Source organism: Variovorax ginsengisoli (assembly GCF_030811835.1).
Taxonomy (GTDB): Bacteria; Pseudomonadota; Gammaproteobacteria; order Burkholderiales; family Burkholderiaceae_C; genus Variovorax; species Variovorax ginsengisoli_C.
In genome coordinates this window covers 308,351-324,702 of record NZ_JAUSRO010000004.1, presented here as the reverse complement: position 1 = coordinate 324,702, position 16,352 = coordinate 308,351, and the positions used below count along the sequence as shown (strand labels likewise).

16 protein-coding genes are annotated in these 16,352 nt (G+C 65.9%); 7 read left to right on the top strand and 9 right to left on the bottom strand.

What is annotated here, in order from left to right:
- The first annotated feature begins 19 nt into the window (after positions 1-19).
- The gene (locus J2W36_RS07750; protein ID WP_307689123.1) at positions 20-724 is read left to right on the top strand and encodes an SDR family oxidoreductase; all 705 of its coding nucleotides are present in this window, start codon (positions 20-22) and stop codon (positions 722-724) included.
- Between the two features lie 21 nt (positions 725-745).
- On the opposite strand, the gene J2W36_RS07745 is transcribed toward J2W36_RS07750, so the two are convergent.
- From J2W36_RS07745 to J2W36_RS07730, 4 genes are all read right to left on the bottom strand, one after another.
- Positions 746-1,483, bottom strand: a complete 738-nt coding sequence (locus J2W36_RS07745) for an aldolase (RefSeq protein WP_307689122.1) — start codon at positions 1,481-1,483, stop codon at positions 746-748.
- A gap of 86 nt (positions 1,484-1,569) precedes the next feature.
- Positions 1,570-2,208, bottom strand: coding sequence for a 2-dehydro-3-deoxy-6-phosphogalactonate aldolase (locus J2W36_RS07740; RefSeq protein ID WP_307689121.1), 639 nt, complete (start codon positions 2,206-2,208; stop codon positions 1,570-1,572).
- 2 nt (positions 2,209-2,210) lie between these two features.
- On the bottom strand, positions 2,211-3,086 hold the full coding sequence (locus J2W36_RS07735; RefSeq protein ID WP_307689120.1) for a 2-dehydro-3-deoxygalactonokinase: 876 nt from the start codon (positions 3,084-3,086) through the stop codon (positions 2,211-2,213).
- Between the two features lies 1 nt (position 3,087).
- The gene (locus tag J2W36_RS07730; RefSeq protein ID WP_307689119.1) at positions 3,088-4,836 is read right to left on the bottom strand and encodes an IlvD/Edd family dehydratase; all 1,749 of its coding nucleotides are present in this window, start codon (positions 4,834-4,836) and stop codon (positions 3,088-3,090) included.
- A gap of 118 nt (positions 4,837-4,954) precedes the next feature.
- Here J2W36_RS07730 and J2W36_RS07725 point away from each other — a divergent pair, with 118 nt between their 5' ends.
- From J2W36_RS07725 to J2W36_RS07700, 6 genes are all read left to right on the top strand, one after another.
- On the top strand, positions 4,955-5,923 hold the full coding sequence (locus tag J2W36_RS07725) for a 2-hydroxyacid dehydrogenase (protein ID WP_307689118.1): 969 nt from the start codon (positions 4,955-4,957) through the stop codon (positions 5,921-5,923).
- Between the two features lie 8 nt (positions 5,924-5,931).
- On the top strand, positions 5,932-6,681 hold the full coding sequence (locus J2W36_RS07720; protein ID WP_307689117.1) for a FadR/GntR family transcriptional regulator: 750 nt from the start codon (positions 5,932-5,934) through the stop codon (positions 6,679-6,681).
- Positions 6,682-6,790: 109 nt separating this feature from the next.
- Entirely contained in the window at positions 6,791-8,167 is a 1,377-nt protein-coding gene (locus J2W36_RS07715) for an ABC transporter substrate-binding protein (protein ID WP_307689116.1), read from the top strand.
- Positions 8,168-8,183: 16 nt separating this feature from the next.
- A complete protein-coding gene (locus tag J2W36_RS07710) occupies positions 8,184-9,059 on the top strand; it encodes a carbohydrate ABC transporter permease (RefSeq protein WP_307689115.1) in 876 nt (291 codons plus the stop codon).
- Positions 9,056-9,898, top strand: coding sequence for a carbohydrate ABC transporter permease (locus J2W36_RS07705; RefSeq protein WP_307689114.1), 843 nt, complete (start codon positions 9,056-9,058; stop codon positions 9,896-9,898). Before J2W36_RS07710 ends, J2W36_RS07705 begins: the two co-directional genes overlap by 4 nt.
- Before the next feature lie 20 nt (positions 9,899-9,918).
- The gene (locus J2W36_RS07700; protein ID WP_307689113.1) at positions 9,919-11,016 is read left to right on the top strand and encodes an ABC transporter ATP-binding protein; all 1,098 of its coding nucleotides are present in this window, start codon (positions 9,919-9,921) and stop codon (positions 11,014-11,016) included.
- Positions 11,017-11,100: 84 nt separating this feature from the next.
- Here the strand turns inward: J2W36_RS07700 and J2W36_RS07695 are convergent, their stop codons facing one another.
- The 5 genes from J2W36_RS07695 to J2W36_RS07675 all read right to left on the bottom strand — a co-directional run bounded on the left by J2W36_RS07695 (position 11,101) and on the right by J2W36_RS07675 (position 16,351).
- A complete protein-coding gene (locus J2W36_RS07695; protein ID WP_307689112.1) occupies positions 11,101-11,961 on the bottom strand; it encodes an amidohydrolase family protein in 861 nt (286 codons plus the stop codon).
- Between the two features lie 112 nt (positions 11,962-12,073).
- Complete coding sequence (locus tag J2W36_RS07690; protein ID WP_307689111.1) at positions 12,074-13,156, bottom strand: DUF4432 family protein; 1,083 nt, start codon at positions 13,154-13,156, stop codon at positions 12,074-12,076.
- On the bottom strand, positions 13,153-14,292 hold the full coding sequence (locus J2W36_RS07685; RefSeq protein WP_307689110.1) for an aldo/keto reductase: 1,140 nt from the start codon (positions 14,290-14,292) through the stop codon (positions 13,153-13,155). The genes J2W36_RS07690 and J2W36_RS07685 overlap by 4 nt, the downstream gene beginning before the upstream one ends.
- A gap of 19 nt (positions 14,293-14,311) precedes the next feature.
- Positions 14,312-15,232 carry a dihydrodipicolinate synthase family protein gene (locus J2W36_RS07680; protein ID WP_307689109.1) on the bottom strand — a complete coding sequence of 307 codons (921 nt, stop codon included), beginning with the start codon at positions 15,230-15,232 and terminating at the stop codon, positions 14,312-14,314.
- A 30-nt stretch (positions 15,233-15,262) separates the two neighbouring features.
- A complete protein-coding gene (locus tag J2W36_RS07675) occupies positions 15,263-16,351 on the bottom strand; it encodes an ABC transporter ATP-binding protein (RefSeq protein ID WP_307689108.1) in 1,089 nt (362 codons plus the stop codon).
- Between the last annotated feature and the right edge of the window lies 1 nt (position 16,352).

The window sequence follows — 16,352 nt, the reverse complement described above, 5'->3', positions numbered from 1 at the left end:
CCCACCGAAAGACGCTCTCATGCAAATCAGGGATTCCGTTGTCTTCGTGACCGGCGCCAACCGCGGTCTTGGTCTCGCCTTCGCGAAGGCGGCCCTGGCCGCCGGTGCACGCAAGGTCTATGCGGCTGCGCGCGATCCGGCGAGCATCACGCTCGCCGGCGTGCAGCCGGTGGCGCTCGACGTCACCGACGCGGCACAGGTCGAGGCCGCGGCGCGCGCCTGTGGCGACGTCACGCTGCTCATCAACAATGCGGGCATCTCGCGCGGCAGCCGCCTGCTGGCCGACGATGCCATCGAGGCGGCTCGTGCCGAACTGGAGACCAACTTCTTCGGGCCATGGCTGCTGGCACGGGCTTTTGCGCCGGTGCTCAAGGCCCATGGCGGCGGTGCCGTGGTGAACGTGTTGTCGGTGCTGGCGTGGGTCACCTTTGCGGATGTGGCCACCTACAGCGCCTCCAAGTCGGCGGCATGGTCGCTGAGCAACGGTTTGCGCAACGAGTTGCTGGCGCAGGGCACCCAAGTGACCAGCCTGCACGTCGGGTACATGGATACCGACATGACACACGGCATGGAAGCGGTGAAGTCGGCGCCCGCCGATGTGGCGCGAATCGCGCTCGAAGGCGTCGAGGCCGGGTTGTTCGAGGTGCTGGCCGACGAGCCGAGCCGTCAGGTCAAGGCAAGCCTGTCGTCGGCCACGCCTGCCTACGCTGCAGTACCGGCCTGACGGCCTGGCCGCGCCGACCGGTCAGCGTGTGGGCGCCGGCAGCAGGCGCCGCAGTGCCTCGAAGAAGAGGTCCGATTGCTCGCGCTCGCCCTGGATCTGCGCGGCCACGCGTGCCGCAAGGGCGGGTGCCACGGGCACCAGCGGGCGGCCGGTCGATTGTGCAATGACCTGATGCAGCGCGGCACGCTCCAGGTAGTAAAGGTCATCGTAGGCATGCGCGATGGTGGCGCCGGCCACCACCACGCCGTGGTTCGCCAGGAAGGCGACGTCCTTGCCCACCATCACCTGCGCGATGCGCTCGCCTTCCGCGTCGTCGAGCGCCAGGCCGTTGTAGTCGGCATCGATGGCGATGCGTCCCATGTAGCGCATGGCATTCTGGCTGAGGGTCGGGTCGAGGGCGCGGTCGGCGGTGAGGGTGAGCGCGGTCGCGTAGGGCGCGTGCACATGCAGCACCACCGCGTGACCGGTCAGCCGGTGGATGGCACCGTGGATGAAGAGGGCGGTCGGTTCCACGCGGTGGCGTCCGGCCAGCACCTCGCCGTGCACGTCAATCAGCACGATGTCGTCGGCACCAACCTCGCTCCAGTGCAGCCCGCGCGGGTTGATGAGGTAGCGGTCCTGCGCGCCGGGCAGCAGCACGCTGAAATGATTGCAGACGCCTTCAGAAAGGCCGTGGTGCGCGGCGGCGCGCAGGGCCAGGGCGAGGTCTTCGCGCAGCGTGCGCACTTCGGTGCTGTTGTAGTCGATGGCGGCGGACATGGGGGTATCGGTATCGTGGGAAGGATATGGATGGGATGGAGGCACGCGGCGCCGTGGCGTCGCGCCCTGTCTGCGGCATGCAGGTATCAGGCCAGCAGGGTTCCGTGCCACGCCGAGACGAAGCGCGCCGCATTGTCTCGCACTGCCTGTGCGGCCTTGCCCGGCTTGTAGAGTGCCGATCCGATGCCAAAGCCTGCCGCGCCCGCGGCGCGCCAGCGCTGCATGTTGTCAGGCGCGATGCCGCCGACGGGCATGAGCGGCGTGCCGCGCGGCAACACCGCCAGCAGTGCCTTGACGACGGCCGGCGATGCGAGTTCGGCCGGGAACAGCTTCAAGCCGGTGGCGCCGGCGGCCAGCGCGCCGAAGGCTTCGGTGGGCGTCATCACGCCAGGCAGGCAGACCATGCCGAGCCGGGCGGCTTCGGCGATCACTTCCGCATTGAAGTTGGGCGAGACGATCAGCTCGCCGCCAGCCGCTTGCACATCGCGCACCTGCTGCGCACTGAGCACCGTGCCTGCACCCACCAGCGCGTCGGGAAAGCGCTTGCACAGTTGCGTGATGCTGTCGAGCGGCTGGGGTGAGTTCAGCGGCACCTCCAGCAGCAAGAAGCCCGATTGCACGAGCGCGTCGCCGACGTCCGCCGCTTCGGCCGGCGTGAGGCCGCGCAGGATGGCGACCAGGGGGAGCTGCCGCATGGCGGCGTTGAACTTGTCGTAGGGGGTCATGGTCAAGCGGTGTGTGCGAGGGCGTGCAGGCCGGCCCAGGCGGCTTCGGCGCCAAGCGTGCGCGTGGCCGCGCCGTTGGCATGCAGGGCAAGAGCATAGCGTTGCGTCAGGGCGGGCGAGCCGATCAGCACGACCTCGCCCGTGGCACGCAGCGATGCGGTGCGCAGTTCTTCTCCGATCAGGAGACCGGAAAGGTAGCTGCCGAGTCCTGCCTGCGGCATGCGTTCGAACAGGGCCAGCGTGCGTGCGCCGAAGGCGTTGTGCAGGAGGCCCTGGCCGTTGCCCGCACGCGTCACGCCCTGCAGGAAGGCGGCTTCGTCAAGCGACGCGGCCGCATCGAGCGTGCGCGCGAGGATCGAGTGCTGGCTCAGCAGCGCATAGAACTCCCCCGTCATGAAGGTGCGAAAACCGACGATGCGGCCCTCTGCCACCGTGGCCCACTTGTTGTGGGTGCCGGGCAGCACGAACAGGCCGTCGCGCCGTCCGGTGAGGGCCATGGCGCCGAGGATCTGCACCTCTTCACCGCGCATCACGTCGGGCACGCCGTCGTGCTCGGCGCTCAGGCCGGGCACCATGCGCACGCGTTCGCCGTCAACTGGAATGATGTGCGCGGCAACGTCCTGCAATCCGGCCGGGCAGGCGCAGTAAGGGGCCTCGATCCAGCCCTGCCGGCTTCCGGCCATGCCGGAGATGAGGCAACGGGCATTGGGCGCCCGCATCCAGTCGCCAAAGAGTTCCTCGAACACCGCCGGGAAGCCGCCTGCCGGCACCGAGAGGATGCCGCGGGCCGCGCTGCGCTCCTCGATCACCCGGCCCTCGTCGTCCAGCCGTGCGCCGCGCAGCGCGCTCGTTCCCCAATCGACTGCGATCCACGTCATGCTAGTGATTGTCCTTGGGGACGAAGGAGCCGCGCTTGCCGCGCAGAAAGGCCAGGTCGGCCCCCTGGTCGGCCTGCAGCACGGTGTCGACGTAGAGCTTCCAGTAGCCCGAGTCGAGCGGCGCGGTAGGTGCCACCCATTTCGCGCGACGGCGCGCCAGCTCCTCGTCGCTCACATGCAGTTGCAGCAGCCGGCGTGGAACGTCGAGCTCCACGATGTCGCCGTCCTGCACCAGCGCCAGCGGGCCACCGGCCGCGGCTTCCGGCGCCGTGTGCAGCACCACGGTGCCGTAGGCCGTGCCGCTCATGCGCGCGTCGCTGACGCGCACCATGTCGGTGATGCCCTTGCGCAGCACCTTCGGCGGCAGCGGCATGTTGCCGGCTTCGGCCATGCCGGGGTAGCCCCTGGGGCCACAGTTCTTGAGCACCATGATGCAGTGCTCGTCGATGTCCAGGTTCTCGTCGTCGATCCGCTTGTGCAGGTCTTCGGAGCTTTCGAACACCACCGCGCGGCCCTTGTGCACCAGCAGTTCCGGCGTGGCCGCGCTCGGCTTGATGATGGCGCCGTTGGGCGCCAGGTTGCCGCGCAGCACACAGATGCCCGCCTTTTCCTTGAAGGGGTCCGCGAGCGGCTGGATGACCTGCGGGTTGTAGTTGACTGCGTCCTGGATGTTCTCCCACACGCTCTGCCCGCTGGCCGTGACGATGTCCTTGTGCAGATGTTCTGCAATCTCCTTCATGACCACCGGCAGGCCACCGGCGTAGCAGAAGTCTTCCATCAGGAACTGGCCCGAGGGTTGCAGGTTGACCAGGCAGGGCAGGTCGGCGGCCAGGCGGTCGAAGTCGTCCAGCGTGAGGTCCAGCCCCAGCCGGCCTGCAATGGCCAGCAGGTGGATCACGAAATTGGTCGAGCCGCCGATGGCCGCATTCACCTTGATCGCGTTCTCGATGGCTTGCCGGGTGAGGATCTTCGACATCACCAGGTCGTCCTTGACCATGTCGACGATGCGCCGGCCGGCCATGCGCGCGAGCACGTTGCGCCGGCCATCCACGGCGGGATAGGCCGCATTCCCCGGAAGGCCGATGCCCAGCGATTCGACCATGCAGGCCATCGTGCTGGCCGTGCCCATGGTCATGCAGTGGCCATGGCTGCGGTGCATGCAGCTTTCGGCCTCGAAGAAGTCCTGCAGCTTCAGCGTGCCGGCACGCACCTGCTCGCTCATCTGCCACACACCCGTGCCTGAGCCCAGTTCCTGGCCGCGCCACTTGCCCGAGAGCATCGGGCCCCCCGATACGCCGATGGTCGGCAGGTCGACGCTGGCGGCACCCATCATGAGTGCGGGCGTGGTCTTGTCGCAGCCCATGAGCAGCACCACGCCGTCGAGCGGATTGGCGCGGATGCTTTCCTCCACGTCCATGCTCGCCAGGTTGCGGTAGAGCATGGCGGTGGGTCGCATCAGCGTCTCGCCCAGCGACATCACCGGAAACTCCAGAGGAAAGCCCCCCGCCTCGTACACGCCGATCTTCACCTGCTCGGCGAGCGTGCGGAAGTGCGAATTGCAGGGCGTCAGCTCGCTGAAGGTGTTGCAGATGCCGATGACCGGGCGGCCGTCGAACTGGTCGTGCGGCAGGCCCTTGCCCTTGAGCCAGCTGCGGTAGATGAAGCCATCGCGGTCGTTGCGGCCGAACCATTGCTGGCTGCGCAGCAGGCGTGCGGGAGGGGTGGGATCTTCGTCGTGCGGGTCGCTCATCGGGTGGGTCTCCATGGGGATTGCGAGCCCCGGCGGATCAGGGTTTGTCCTGCCGGATGCCGTTTCCAATGGTCATATGATAAGTTCATGCAGGGGTCTGCAGACAAGGGTTTCTTCTATGCCGATCGACAAGGATGAGCGTCCCCAAGTGCTGGTGGTTGCGGCTTTGATGCCGTGGGTCATGGCGCAGCTGCGCAAGCACTATCAGGTGCATGACCGCACCCACTTCGCCACGGACCCGGCGTCGGTCGCCGCGTTCGAAGAGGCCGCGCCACGCATTCGCGCCATTGCCGCCAACGGCGAGGCCAAGGTGCCGCGCGCACTGCTCGACCGCCTGCCGGCGGTGGAAGTGGTCACCGTGTTCGGCGTGGGCTACGACGGTGTCGACGTGCCGGCCGCACACGAGCGCGGCATTCCGGTGACCAACACACCGGACGTGCTCACCGACGACGTGGCCGACCTGGGCATCGCCTTGCTGCTGGCCATAGCGCGACGCGTGCCACAGGCCGACCGCTTCGTGCGCGAAGGCAAGTGGCCACAGGGTCCGATGCCGCTCACGCGCAAGGTCAGTGGTGCGCGCATCGGCATCGTGGGCATGGGCCGCATCGGCCAGGCCATCGCCCGCCGCGCCGAGGCTTTCGGCATGCAGATCTCCTACACCACGCGCACGCCTCGCGCGGACCTGCCCTATCGCTACAGCCCCGATGCGGCAACGCTCGCGGCCGAAGTCGATTTCCTCGTGGCCATCACGCCAGGCGGCGACGCCACGCGCGGCCTGATCAGCGCCCAGGTGCTGCAGGCGCTCGGTCCGGATGGTTTTTTCGTGAACGTGGCCCGTGGCTCGGTGGCGGACCAGCCAGCGTTGATCGCTGCGCTGCGCGACGGCGTGATCGCGGGTGCGGCGCTCGACGTCTTCGTCGACGAACCGAACGTGCCGCCGGAATTGATGGCCATGGACAACGTGGTGCTCTCGCCGCACATGGCCAGCGGGACGCGCCAGACGCGCGAGGCCATGGGCCAATTGATGCTCGACAACCTGGCTGCGCACTTCGCGGGGCGGCCACTGCTCACGCCCGTGGGCGGCTGACACCTGCCATGGGCCTCGCCAAGAATTTCCATGGCCACACCGTCGAGCTGCTCGGCGAGGCGGTCATCACCGGCCGTTATGCCGTGGGCGCTTCGCTGCCGCCTGAGCCGATGCTCTGCGAGGAGCTGGGTGTGAGCCGCACCGTGGTGCGCGAGGCCGTCAAATCGCTGGCGGCCAAGGGCCTCATCATCACCGGCCCGAAGCTGGGCACGCGGGTGCTGCCGTCCGACCAGTGGAACTGGTTCGACCCCGATGTCATCACCTGGCAGGCCCGCGCCGGGCTCACGCCGGAGTTCCTGCGCGACCTGCAGGACCTGCGCCGCGTGGTCGAGCCCGCGGCCGTGCGCCTGGCGGCCGAGCGTGCCACCCAGGCCGACATCGACGAGATCGAGGCAGCCTACGCCGGCATGAAGCAGGCGGTCGAGCATGGGGGCGACTATGTGACCTTTGACCTGCGATTCCACAACGGCCTTTTGCGTGCGGCGGGCAACCGCATGCTCACGCAGATGAGCAAGGCACTCGGTGCGTTGCTGCGCACCAGCTTCGAGATTTCGACCTCGCGCAAGGATGGCCCCAAGCTGTCGTTGCCGTTGCATCGCGCGGTGCTCGATGCGGTCATCGCACACGACCCCGAAGGCGCCGAGCGCGCGGTGATCCGCCTCATCGACGGCGCGCGCAAGGACATCGAGGAAGTGCTGGGTTCACGTCGGCGCCTGCCACGCCTGAGCAGGCCACCACTGCAATTGAAAGCGGCCTGAAACGAAACGACTAAGCGTTTACACGCTTTATGGCGCGGCTGCTTTCTCCCTACGCTAACGGCTCGCGCGCAAGACAACGACGACGATTACTACAAAGGAGACAGCAACCATGAAACTCAGATCGCTGATCACACCCACGCTGCTTGCGCTGGGGCTGATTGCCTCCGGCCAGGTCCTGGCCCAGGAAAAGCTCACCGTCTGGTGGGTCAAGGGCTTCTACAAGGCAGAGGACGATGCACTGTTCGCCGCCATCAAGAAATTCGAGGACAAGCACAAGGGCGTGAAGGTCGAGCTGTCGCAGTATCCGGTGCAGGACATGATTCCGAAGACCGTGTCGGCGCTCGATTCCGGCAGCCCGCCCGATGTCGCTTACTCCGACGTCTACGACTTCCAGGTCACGGGCAAATGGGCCTTCGACGGCAAGCTCGAAGACATCAGCAGCGTGCTCTCTCCGATGCGTGCGCGCTTTGCGCCCAACACGCTGGAGACCACCTTCCTCTACAACGACAAGGACAAGACGCGTGCCTACTACGCGTTCCCGATCAAGCAGCAGACGATGCACATCGAGTACTGGCTCGACATGCTCACCGACGCGGGTTTCAAGGAGTCCGACATTCCCACCGACTGGAAGGGCTACTGGTCCTTCTGGTGCGAGAAAGTGCAGCCAGCGAGCCGCCAGAAGACCGGCAAGCGCACCTTCGGCATCGGCCAGCCGATGGGCGTCGACTCCAGTGACGCCTTCTATTCCTTCCTGACCTTCATGGATGCCTACAACGTGCAGCTGGTCAATGACAGCGGCAAGTTGCTGGTGGACGACCCGAAGGTGCGTGAGGGCCTGATCGGCGCCATGACCGACTATGTGGCGCCGTACCAGAAGGGTTGCACGCCACCGTCGTCGACCAGTTGGAAGGACCCGGACAACAACGTCGCCTTCCACAACAAGACGACTGTGATGACCCACAACGCGACGATCTCGATCGCGGCCAAGTGGCTCGACGATTCCAACAATGCGTCGCTGACCCCCGAGCAGCGCGAAGAAGCGAAGAAGAACTACGGCGAGCGAATCCGCACGGCTGGCTTCCCGAACAAGCCCGATGGCAGCAAGATGGTCTACCGCACTGCGGTGAAGACCGGTGTGGTGTTCAAAGACGCGAAGAACAAGCAGCGTGCCAAGGAGTTCGTGGCCTTCCTGCTGCAGGAGGAAAACCTCACGCCGTATGTGGAGGGCTCGCTGGGCCGCTGGTTCCCGGTGACCAAGGCTGCACAGGCGCGTGACTTCTGGCAGGCCGATCCGCACCGCCGCTCGGTTTTCAACCAGTACGCGGCCGGTACGGTGACCTTCGAATTCACGAAGAACTACAAGTTCACCGTGATCAACAACGAGAACGTCTGGGCCAAGGCGATGAGCCGCATCGTGACCGACAAGGTGCCGGTGGACAAGGCGGTCGACGAGATGATCGAGCGCATCAAGACCGTGGCCCGCTGAGGCCGGGAACTCTGCGATGAGCGCTGTTGCCACCTCCATCGACGCCGGACAGGCGCGCGCGAAGCCGTCGCCGGTGTTCACGCGCTGGGAGCTTTGGGGCACTCTGATGGTGTTGCCCTATCTTCTGATCTTCCTGGTGTTCGTGCTCTATCCGGTGGGCTACGGGCTGTGGCTGGCGCGCCATCCGCAGAGCTACGTCAAGCTGGTCGAAGACCCGATCTTCTTTCGCTCGGTCATCAACACGGTGGTCTTCCTCGTGGTGGCGATCAACGTGAAGATGGTCGTGGCGCTCGTGCTGTCGGGCTTCTTCGTGCAGTCGCGCTGGTGGATCAAGATCGTCTCGGCGATCTTCATCCTGCCGTGGGCGATGCCGTCGATTCCAACCATCCTGTCGATCCGCTTCATGCTCAACCCCGAGTGGGGCGTGATCAACACGACCATCTTTCGCCTGACGGGCGCCGACGGGCCCAACTGGCTCAATGACCCGACGCTGGCGCTGGGCTTCGCGATGCTGGTGCACATCTGGAAGTCGCTGCCGTTCTGGACGCTGATCCTGCTGGCCGGAAGGCTGGCGATTCCGAGCGACCAGTACGAAGCAGCGTCGGTGGACGGCGCAAGCTCCTGGCAGAAGTTCCGGTTCATCAGCTGGCCGTCGCTGCGCACGCTGTTCCTCACCTCCACGATCCTCTCGATGATCTGGACCTTGGGTGACTTCAACAGCGTCTATCTCCTGACCGGCGGCGGCCCTGCCGACCTGACACATGTGCTCGCCACGCTGGGCATCCGCTACCTGCGCCTTGACCAGGTCGACCTGTCGATGGCCTCCATCGTCGTGGCCATGCCGCTGGTGCTGCCGCTCGTCTATTTCATGATGAAGAGGCTGTCCAAATGAAGCTCAAGGCGGTGGCCACCGAAGCCAAGCTGCTGCTCATCGGCATCCCGGTCCTGCTCTGGACCCTGATCCCGATCTACCACATGGTGCTGTTCGCGATCTCGCCGAAGGACTCGGCGACTTCGGGCAACCTGTGGCCCACGCATCCGACGCTGAACAACTTCTCGATCGTCTTCCAGCAAAAGCATTTCTACCTCAACCACTTCTGGACGCAGCTGGGCAATTCGCTGTTCATTGCGGTGACGGTCGGCGCGCTCACCCTGTTCGTGGCAACGACGGCGGCTTTTGCCATCAGCCGGTTGCGTGTGCGTGGCGGGCGCACGGTGATGAACCTGGCGCTGTTCACGTACTTCATCCCCGCGGCCTTCCTGGCCGTGCCGATGTACAAGACCATGGGCAACTACGGCCTGCTCAACAGCCAGTGGGCGCTGATTCTCGCGATGGTCACCATCGCGTCGCCGTACTGCATCTGGGTGCTCAAGCAGGCTTCCGACAAGTTGCCCTACGAGCTCGACGAGGCCGCGCGCATGGACGGTGCGTCGCCACTTCAGCTGTTCCGGCTGGTCTACCTCCCGCTCATGGTGCCGTCTTTGGTGGCGGTCGGTACCTATTCACTGCTGCTGGCTTGGAACGAGTACCTCTATGCGTTCCTGCTCTTGTCCAACGACAGGAGCGTGACGCTGGCCGTGGCACTGGGCAATTTCCTCTCGGCCGACGATTCGCCGTGGGAACTTCTGATGGCCACGGGGCTGATCTACGCGCTGCCGCCGGCAGCGATCTATTACGCATTCAAACGCTACATGGTCGGCGGCCTGACGGCCGGCGCGGTCAAGAGCTGAGCAGGGCAGGAACGTAATTCATGGCAACCGTCTCATTCAAGAACATCCGCAAGTCCTTCGGTAAGGTGGACATTCTCCGGGGCCTGAGTTTCGACATCGCCGACGGCGAATTCGTCGTGCTGGTCGGCCCGTCGGGCTGCGGCAAGTCGACGCTGCTGCGCATGCTGGCCGGGCTGGAGGCCATCAGCGGTGGCGAGATCCTGATCGACGACCGCGTGGTCAACGACCTCGAATCGAAGGACCGCGATATCGCGATGGTGTTCCAGAGCTATGCGCTGTACCCGCACATGACCGTGGGCGAGAACATGGGCTTCAGCATGCGGCTGCGCCATGCCGACAAAGCCGACACCGAAGCACGGGTGGCACGCGCGGCGAAGATCCTGGATCTCGGCGCGCTGCTGCACCGCTATCCGCGCGAGCTCTCGGGTGGCCAGCGCCAGCGCGTGGCCATGGGGCGCGCGATCGTGCGCGACCCCAAGGTGTTCCTGTTCGACGAGCCACTGTCGAACCTCGATGCCAAGCTGCGGGTGGCCATGCGCGCCGAAATCAAGGCGCTGCACCAGCGCCTGAAGACGACCACCGTCTATGTGACGCACGACCAGATCGAGGCCATGACCATGGCCGATCGCATCGTGGTCATGCATGACGGCATCATCGAGCAGATCGGCACGCCGCTCGAACTGTTCGACCGCCCGCGCAACCTGTTCGTGGCGCAGTTCATCGGCTCGCCCTCCATGAACGTGCTGGCTGGAAAGGTCCGGTTCGTCGAGGGTCGGCCTGTGGTCGAGGCGCAAGGTGCGCACTGGCCACTGGCGGCCGACGCCCGCGTGACCGATGGCCAGGCCGTGCACTACGGCGTGCGTCCGACCGATCTGGAGCTCTCGGCTTCGGGCGCCGGGATCGCGGCCCAGGTCGTGGTGGTCGAGCCGACGGGCGCTGAAACCGAACTGCTGCTGCGCGTGGGAGAAGAGAAGATCGTGCTCGTGATGCACGGCCGCGCAGACGTCAAGCCCGACGACACGGTCTATCTGACGCTCGACACTGCCAAGGCCCATGTGTTCGACAGCGCCAGCACGGCGCGCATCGACAGCGGTGCAGCCGTAGTTGCTGCCCACTGAGTGGGCGTGCGTGCCGCTGCACTCGGAGGCCGGCAGCAGGTTGCCCGCTCACGACAGTGCCCACCTGCTGCCAAGCGACACCGGTCACGCGCAACCAGTGGCCACGGGCAAGCCACTTTGCGCCAAGGTGTAGAACCGCTTTGCAGTGAAACCGAAGATGTTCTGTCGGGCGGCGTCGTCGCAGCCCGACAGCAGCGATTCGCAGGCGTGCAGCCAATCGCCGTAAGGCATCGTGGCGGTCAGCACGGGCCAGTCCGACCCCCACATCAGGCGGTCTGGGCCGAAGCAGTGCAGCAGATGCTCGACGTAGGGACGCAGTCCATCCAGCGACACAGCCCGCCCAGCCTCACTGACAAGCCCCGATAGTTTGCAACAGGCGCCGGTATTGGCGGCCAGCAGTTGCATATCGTCCGCCCAGGTATCGAACGCCTGATGGCGTATGTCGGGCTTCAGACCATGGTCCAGTACCATTCTCAGATCGGGGTACCGCTCGGCCAATGCCAGGAAATGAGGGGCGTGGCGTGGCAGGCCGAGTGCGTCGAAACACAGGCCTCGTTCTCGCATCGCGTTGAATGCCCAGTCAAGTGAAGGGGACAAGACCCAGCGATCGTCGCCCATGTCCTGCACCATCGGCCGCAGGCCCACCAGGCGCGGATGGGCTGCCAGACGCTCGAGCTGGCGGGATTGGGCAGGATCCTCGAAGTCGATCCATCCGACCACGCCAGCCACCCAGTCACAAGCGTCCGCGATGCCGAGTAGGTAGTGAGTTTCGTCGGTGGACGGTGCGGCCTGCACCAGCACCGTGGCGTCCACGTCGTGGGCGCATAGCAGAGGCTGCAGTTCGGCGGGCAGAAATGGCCTGCGCAGCGCTTTGTCGGCATGGTCCAGCCAGTCGTAGTCACCGCGCTCGGGGCGCCAGAAGTGCTGGTGCGCGTCGATTCTCATGGCGCCGAAATTCCCTCTGTCATCGGGGCACCGTTGGCATTGACAGGGATTGCGTCCAGGAGGTTGAGAGGTTTCATGGAGTGGAGACAATTCCCGGGAATCGGGGCGCTTGTCAGGCGCGTCCCATGGCTTGTTCGATGTGCTGCTCTTGCCGTTCGGTTTCCTGCGCAGTGAGCAGACCCAGGCGCAGGTCGATGCGCCAATCCTCCTGGCTGTCCAGTACGACGCCGCGGCCAGCGGCGCGCTCCGCGCTGCGGCCTTCGACGCCGCAGGTGGCGGCCATGCACAGCCCGAGCGCATCCTGATCGGCCGTTCGACATAGCCAGCGCACGGCGCATGGCGCCTGTTCAGGCCGATGCGCCGCATAGTCAGCACCGCCGTTCGGATGCACCTGCAGCGCATGCGCCCAACCCTGCGCGTCGGCAGCCATGGCCAGCGCGAAGACCACCTCCGGGTCATAGGCCACGTCAGCCCGCAGCAGATGGTGCGACAACGGGTCGGTGGCCAGCGCGTCGAGCAGTTCGGCGTAGCCGGGCTGCGGCACGATGTGCGCGGGAATGGAGCGGCGCACTCTCACCGCCTCCGGTGTGTACGGCGCGCTGTAGATCAGCCTTCCCCCGTCGACCGGCCTGAAATTGGCATGGCCCATGTAGAACAGTTCCATCGGCGTGCGCTTGAGGTTGCGTACTTCCAGCGACACGTCCAACAGGGCCGAGTCGGGCGCCATGCGCATGTTGGCGGTGGCGCGGTAGTCGGTCGAAAAAGCCAGGGTGTGGCGGTAGCTGCCGCCGACAGACAGCCTGCCACCCGCCTCGTCGACGTCGATCCACGCCTCGTCGAAGCGTGCGTTGGGCAACTCGCCATGCAAGGGATGCGTGTCGCCAGGGCCAGGTGCTGCCACGCCGCTCAGCCCGCAGTGCAGGAAGAATGCGCCGTAGGTGCGCAGGTAGTCGGCGGAACGCGCGGGCTGGTCGAACATGGAGCGCATCGTCAGGTCGCGGCCGTCGAATTTGGCGCTCCAGATCTGCTGGCCACGAAAAGGAAGCATCACCACTTCGCCGCGCGTATTGCCGATGCGAAGCGCTGGCACGCCGGAGTCGAAGCAAAAGGCCGTGCACACGAAGCCCGGTGCTTTGACGACCAAGCGTTCGCGCTCACCGAACAGGGCGGCATGCAGGGGAACACGCGTGGTCATTGGCCCTCCGGCACCGGTGCATCGGCCCGCAGCAGGCCGAGCGATTTGAGTTCCTGCCAGAACATGGCAGGGATGGCTTGGTCGACCAAGCCGGTGGCCGACGCCGCCTCGTCCGGACGCTGGGCACCCACGATCAACGTGGTTACCGCCGGATGCGCCAGCGGGAACTGCAGCGCGGCCTCGATCAGGCGCACACCATGGCGCTGGCACACGGCTTCCATGGCGGACACGCGGTCCAGCACCGATTGGGGTGCCAGGTCGTAGTTGTAGAAGGCGCCGGGTCGAGCGCCGGTGGCCAGGATGCCCGAGTTGAATGCACCGCCCAGCACGATACCGATGCCCCGTCGCAGGCACAGCGGCAGCAAGGTGTCGAGCGGCGCTTGCTCGAGCAGCGTGTAGCGGCCAGCCAGCAGGAAGAGGTCGAAGTCGCCACGCTCGGCAAGGATCTCGCAGGCGCGGGCTTCGTTCACGCCTGCACCGAACGCCTTGATTACGCCCTGGTCACGCAGTGCCAGGCACGCGCGGTAGCCGCCCGCCATGAACTGGTCGATGAAATGATCGCGCCGCTCCACGCTGCCATGACTGAAGACATCGAGGTCGTGGGCGTACAGCACGTCGATGCGATCCACGCCCATGCGTTCCAACGAGAACTCCATGGAGCGCATGACACCGTCGTAGCTGTAGTCGAAAACTTCCTGACGCGAAGGAACCTCGAAGAACTTGCCCAGACCGGTGCGCTCCGCCGGAGCGCAGCGTCGCAGCAGGCGACCGACCTTGGTCGACAGCACACAGGGTTGGGTACGCCGTTCGAACAGGAAGCGGCCCAGACGGCGTTCTGCAGTGCCCAGGCCATACTGTGGAGCGGTGTCGAAGTAGCGCATGCCCTGGTCCCAGGCGGCCTGCAGGGTGGCGCTGGCTTCGACGTCGCCGATGGCCCGGTACAGGTTCCCGAGCGGCGCGGTGCCGAGGCCGAGGCGGGAAAAGTCCAGGCCACCGTTGCCCAGGCGGTCCCAATGTCGAATCGCGGCTGCGTCGGAAACCTTGCTGCCGGGCGGCATATCGAAGGATGACGATGGTACGGTCTCGTCGCGCTGCGGCGACTGGGCCTCGAGCGCACCACGGATGACGCTGGGCATGGTCGGTCTGCCTGCGCTGTCAGTCGGCGCGCGAGTCGATGCCGAACGCCCGGACCTGCGCGGCGAGTGCTTCGCAGGCCAGTCGATCCATGGCAACCAGAGGCGGGCGCACGCGCAGCCAGGCGGTGTCGCCGCTGAGTACGGCCATCACGCCCTTGAGCGCCGGGATCAGTGCATAGCCGCCCAGGATATTGAGCAGTGCCAGCACGCGGTCCTGATCGAGGACCGCATCCGGGCTGGCCGTTGGCGTCACCAACCGCTGCACCAGGCGCGGAACCATGTTGGCCAGGCCGCTCACGGCACCGGCGCTGCCGAGCGCCGACAGGGTCTGCAGGTCGGGCTCGTTGCCCACATAGACCATCACACGGTCGATGAAGGCATGGGCCAGCGCCACGGACGCGTCGCGCTGGCAGGCGCTGTCCTTGATGCCGACGATGGTCTGCGGGTAAAGCTCCTTGAGCTGGCCGATCACCGAATGGCTCAGCGCCACCCCCGAGACCTGGGGGATGTTGTAGAGGTACAGGCGCAGGCGCGCATCGGCCACCTTGTCGATGACCCAGCGGTAGCTGTCGATCACGCCCTGGTCGGATACGCCTTTGAGGAAATACGGCGGCAGCATCAGGCAGCCATGCGCGCCGATGTCGAGCGCATGCCGGGTCAATGCCAGCGTCTCGGGCAGCGCGGCGCAGCTCGTCGACACCAGGATGCGATCTGCCGGCACCCCGCCGGCCACCAGTGCGTCAACGGCTTCGATGCGCTCGCTCATCGAGAACGAGGGGCCCTCGCCGGTGGTGCCGAAGGGCGTCACGCCCTGGCAGCCGGCGGCCAGCAGGCTCTTGGCATGGGCGGCGAAGCGGTTCTTGTCGATGTCCAACGCTTCGGTCAGCGGTGTGAGCAGTGCGGGCCAGATGCCCTTGAAGGATGTGGTTTGGATGGTCATGGCTGAATTTCGGTATAGGGGGGGTGGGTTTCAATGAACGTACGTTGTCTGTGCGGCGGCGGCAGCGCCCAGCCGCAGGCCATCGGTGCCGAACAACACCGCTTTGGCCGGGTTGAAGGCCAAGCGGATCGGAGCGTCAAGCTGCAGCACTGTGTCGCCCGGCAGCCGCGCCACCAGAGGCGTGTCGGCCACCGCTACGGTGACCAGGGTGTCCGCGCCGAGGGGCTCGATCAATGTGATGCGGCCCTGCAAACCCGGGCCATCGTCGGAGAGGGTCAGGTGCTCGGGCCGCAGGCCGAGGTCTGCCTTTATGTTGACGTGGGAGGCAACACCCTCGGGCGACCAGCGGCTGCTACCCGGCAACGCGATGTTGCCCTGCACGATGTCGACCGACAGCAAGTTCATGGCGGGCGAGCCGATGAAACCGGCGACGAACTTCGACACTGGCTGTGCATACAGCTCGGCCGGCGTGCCGACCTGCTCGATGCGGCCGTCACGCAGCACCACGATGCGATCGGCGAGTGTCATCGCTTCGACCTGGTCATGCGTCACGTAGACCATGGTGGCGCCCAGACGCTGGTGCAACTGCTTGATCTCGGCGCGCATGTCGACCCGCAGCTTGGCGTCAAGGTTGGAGAGCGGCTCGTCGAACAGAAATATCTTCGGGTCGCGTACCATCGCACGGCCCATGGCCACACGCTGGCGCTGACCGCCCGAGAGCTCTCGCGGCTTGCGTTCGAGCAGGTGGCCGATCTGAAGAACACCGGCGACATGATCCAGCTTGCGCTGGATTTCCGCCTTGGCCATGCCCGCCACCTTGAGGCTGAGCGTGATGTTCGAGCGCACCGTCATATGCGGATACAGCGCGTAGTCCTGGAACACCATGGCAATGTCGCGCTGCGAGGGTGCGAGCGCGTTGACCACCCGGCCGCCGATGGCGATCTCGCCTTCGTGGAATTCCTCCAGGCCCGCGATCATGCGCAGCAGGGTGGACTTGCCGCAGCCCGAAGGGCCGACGAAGACCGCGAACTCGCCGGGCTGGATGTCGAAGCTCAGCCGACGGATGACTTCCGCATCGCCGTAGCGCTTGACGACGTTTCGTATCGAGAGTTGAGTCATT

What these genes read in the sequence shown, in the direction of transcription:
- J2W36_RS07750 (WP_307689123.1), top strand. Translation starts at nt 20, where the DNA reads ATGCAAATCAGGGATTCCGTTGTCTTCGTGACCGGCGCCAACCGCGGT.
- J2W36_RS07745 (WP_307689122.1), bottom strand. Translation starts at nt 1,483, where the DNA reads ATGTCCGCCGCCATCGACTACAACAGCACCGAAGTGCGCACGCTGCGC.
- J2W36_RS07740 (WP_307689121.1), bottom strand. Translation starts at nt 2,208, where the DNA reads ATGACCCCCTACGACAAGTTCAACGCCGCCATGCGGCAGCTCCCCCTG.
- J2W36_RS07735 (WP_307689120.1), bottom strand. Translation starts at nt 3,086, where the DNA reads ATGACGTGGATCGCAGTCGATTGGGGAACGAGCGCGCTGCGCGGCGCA.
- J2W36_RS07730 (WP_307689119.1), bottom strand. Translation starts at nt 4,836, where the DNA reads ATGAGCGACCCGCACGACGAAGATCCCACCCCTCCCGCACGCCTGCTG.
- J2W36_RS07725 (WP_307689118.1), top strand. Translation starts at nt 4,955, where the DNA reads ATGCCGATCGACAAGGATGAGCGTCCCCAAGTGCTGGTGGTTGCGGCT.
- J2W36_RS07720 (WP_307689117.1), top strand. Translation starts at nt 5,932, where the DNA reads ATGGGCCTCGCCAAGAATTTCCATGGCCACACCGTCGAGCTGCTCGGC.
- J2W36_RS07715 (WP_307689116.1), top strand. Translation starts at nt 6,791, where the DNA reads ATGAAACTCAGATCGCTGATCACACCCACGCTGCTTGCGCTGGGGCTG.
- J2W36_RS07710 (WP_307689115.1), top strand. Translation starts at nt 8,184, where the DNA reads ATGAGCGCTGTTGCCACCTCCATCGACGCCGGACAGGCGCGCGCGAAG.
- J2W36_RS07705 (WP_307689114.1), top strand. Translation starts at nt 9,056, where the DNA reads ATGAAGCTCAAGGCGGTGGCCACCGAAGCCAAGCTGCTGCTCATCGGC.
- J2W36_RS07700 (WP_307689113.1), top strand. Translation starts at nt 9,919, where the DNA reads ATGGCAACCGTCTCATTCAAGAACATCCGCAAGTCCTTCGGTAAGGTG.
- J2W36_RS07695 (WP_307689112.1), bottom strand. Translation starts at nt 11,961, where the DNA reads ATGAGAATCGACGCGCACCAGCACTTCTGGCGCCCCGAGCGCGGTGAC.
- J2W36_RS07690 (WP_307689111.1), bottom strand. Translation starts at nt 13,156, where the DNA reads ATGACCACGCGTGTTCCCCTGCATGCCGCCCTGTTCGGTGAGCGCGAA.
- J2W36_RS07685 (WP_307689110.1), bottom strand. Translation starts at nt 14,292, where the DNA reads ATGCCCAGCGTCATCCGTGGTGCGCTCGAGGCCCAGTCGCCGCAGCGC.
- J2W36_RS07680 (WP_307689109.1), bottom strand. Translation starts at nt 15,232, where the DNA reads ATGACCATCCAAACCACATCCTTCAAGGGCATCTGGCCCGCACTGCTC.
- J2W36_RS07675 (WP_307689108.1), bottom strand. Translation starts at nt 16,351, where the DNA reads ATGACTCAACTCTCGATACGAAACGTCGTCAAGCGCTACGGCGATGCG.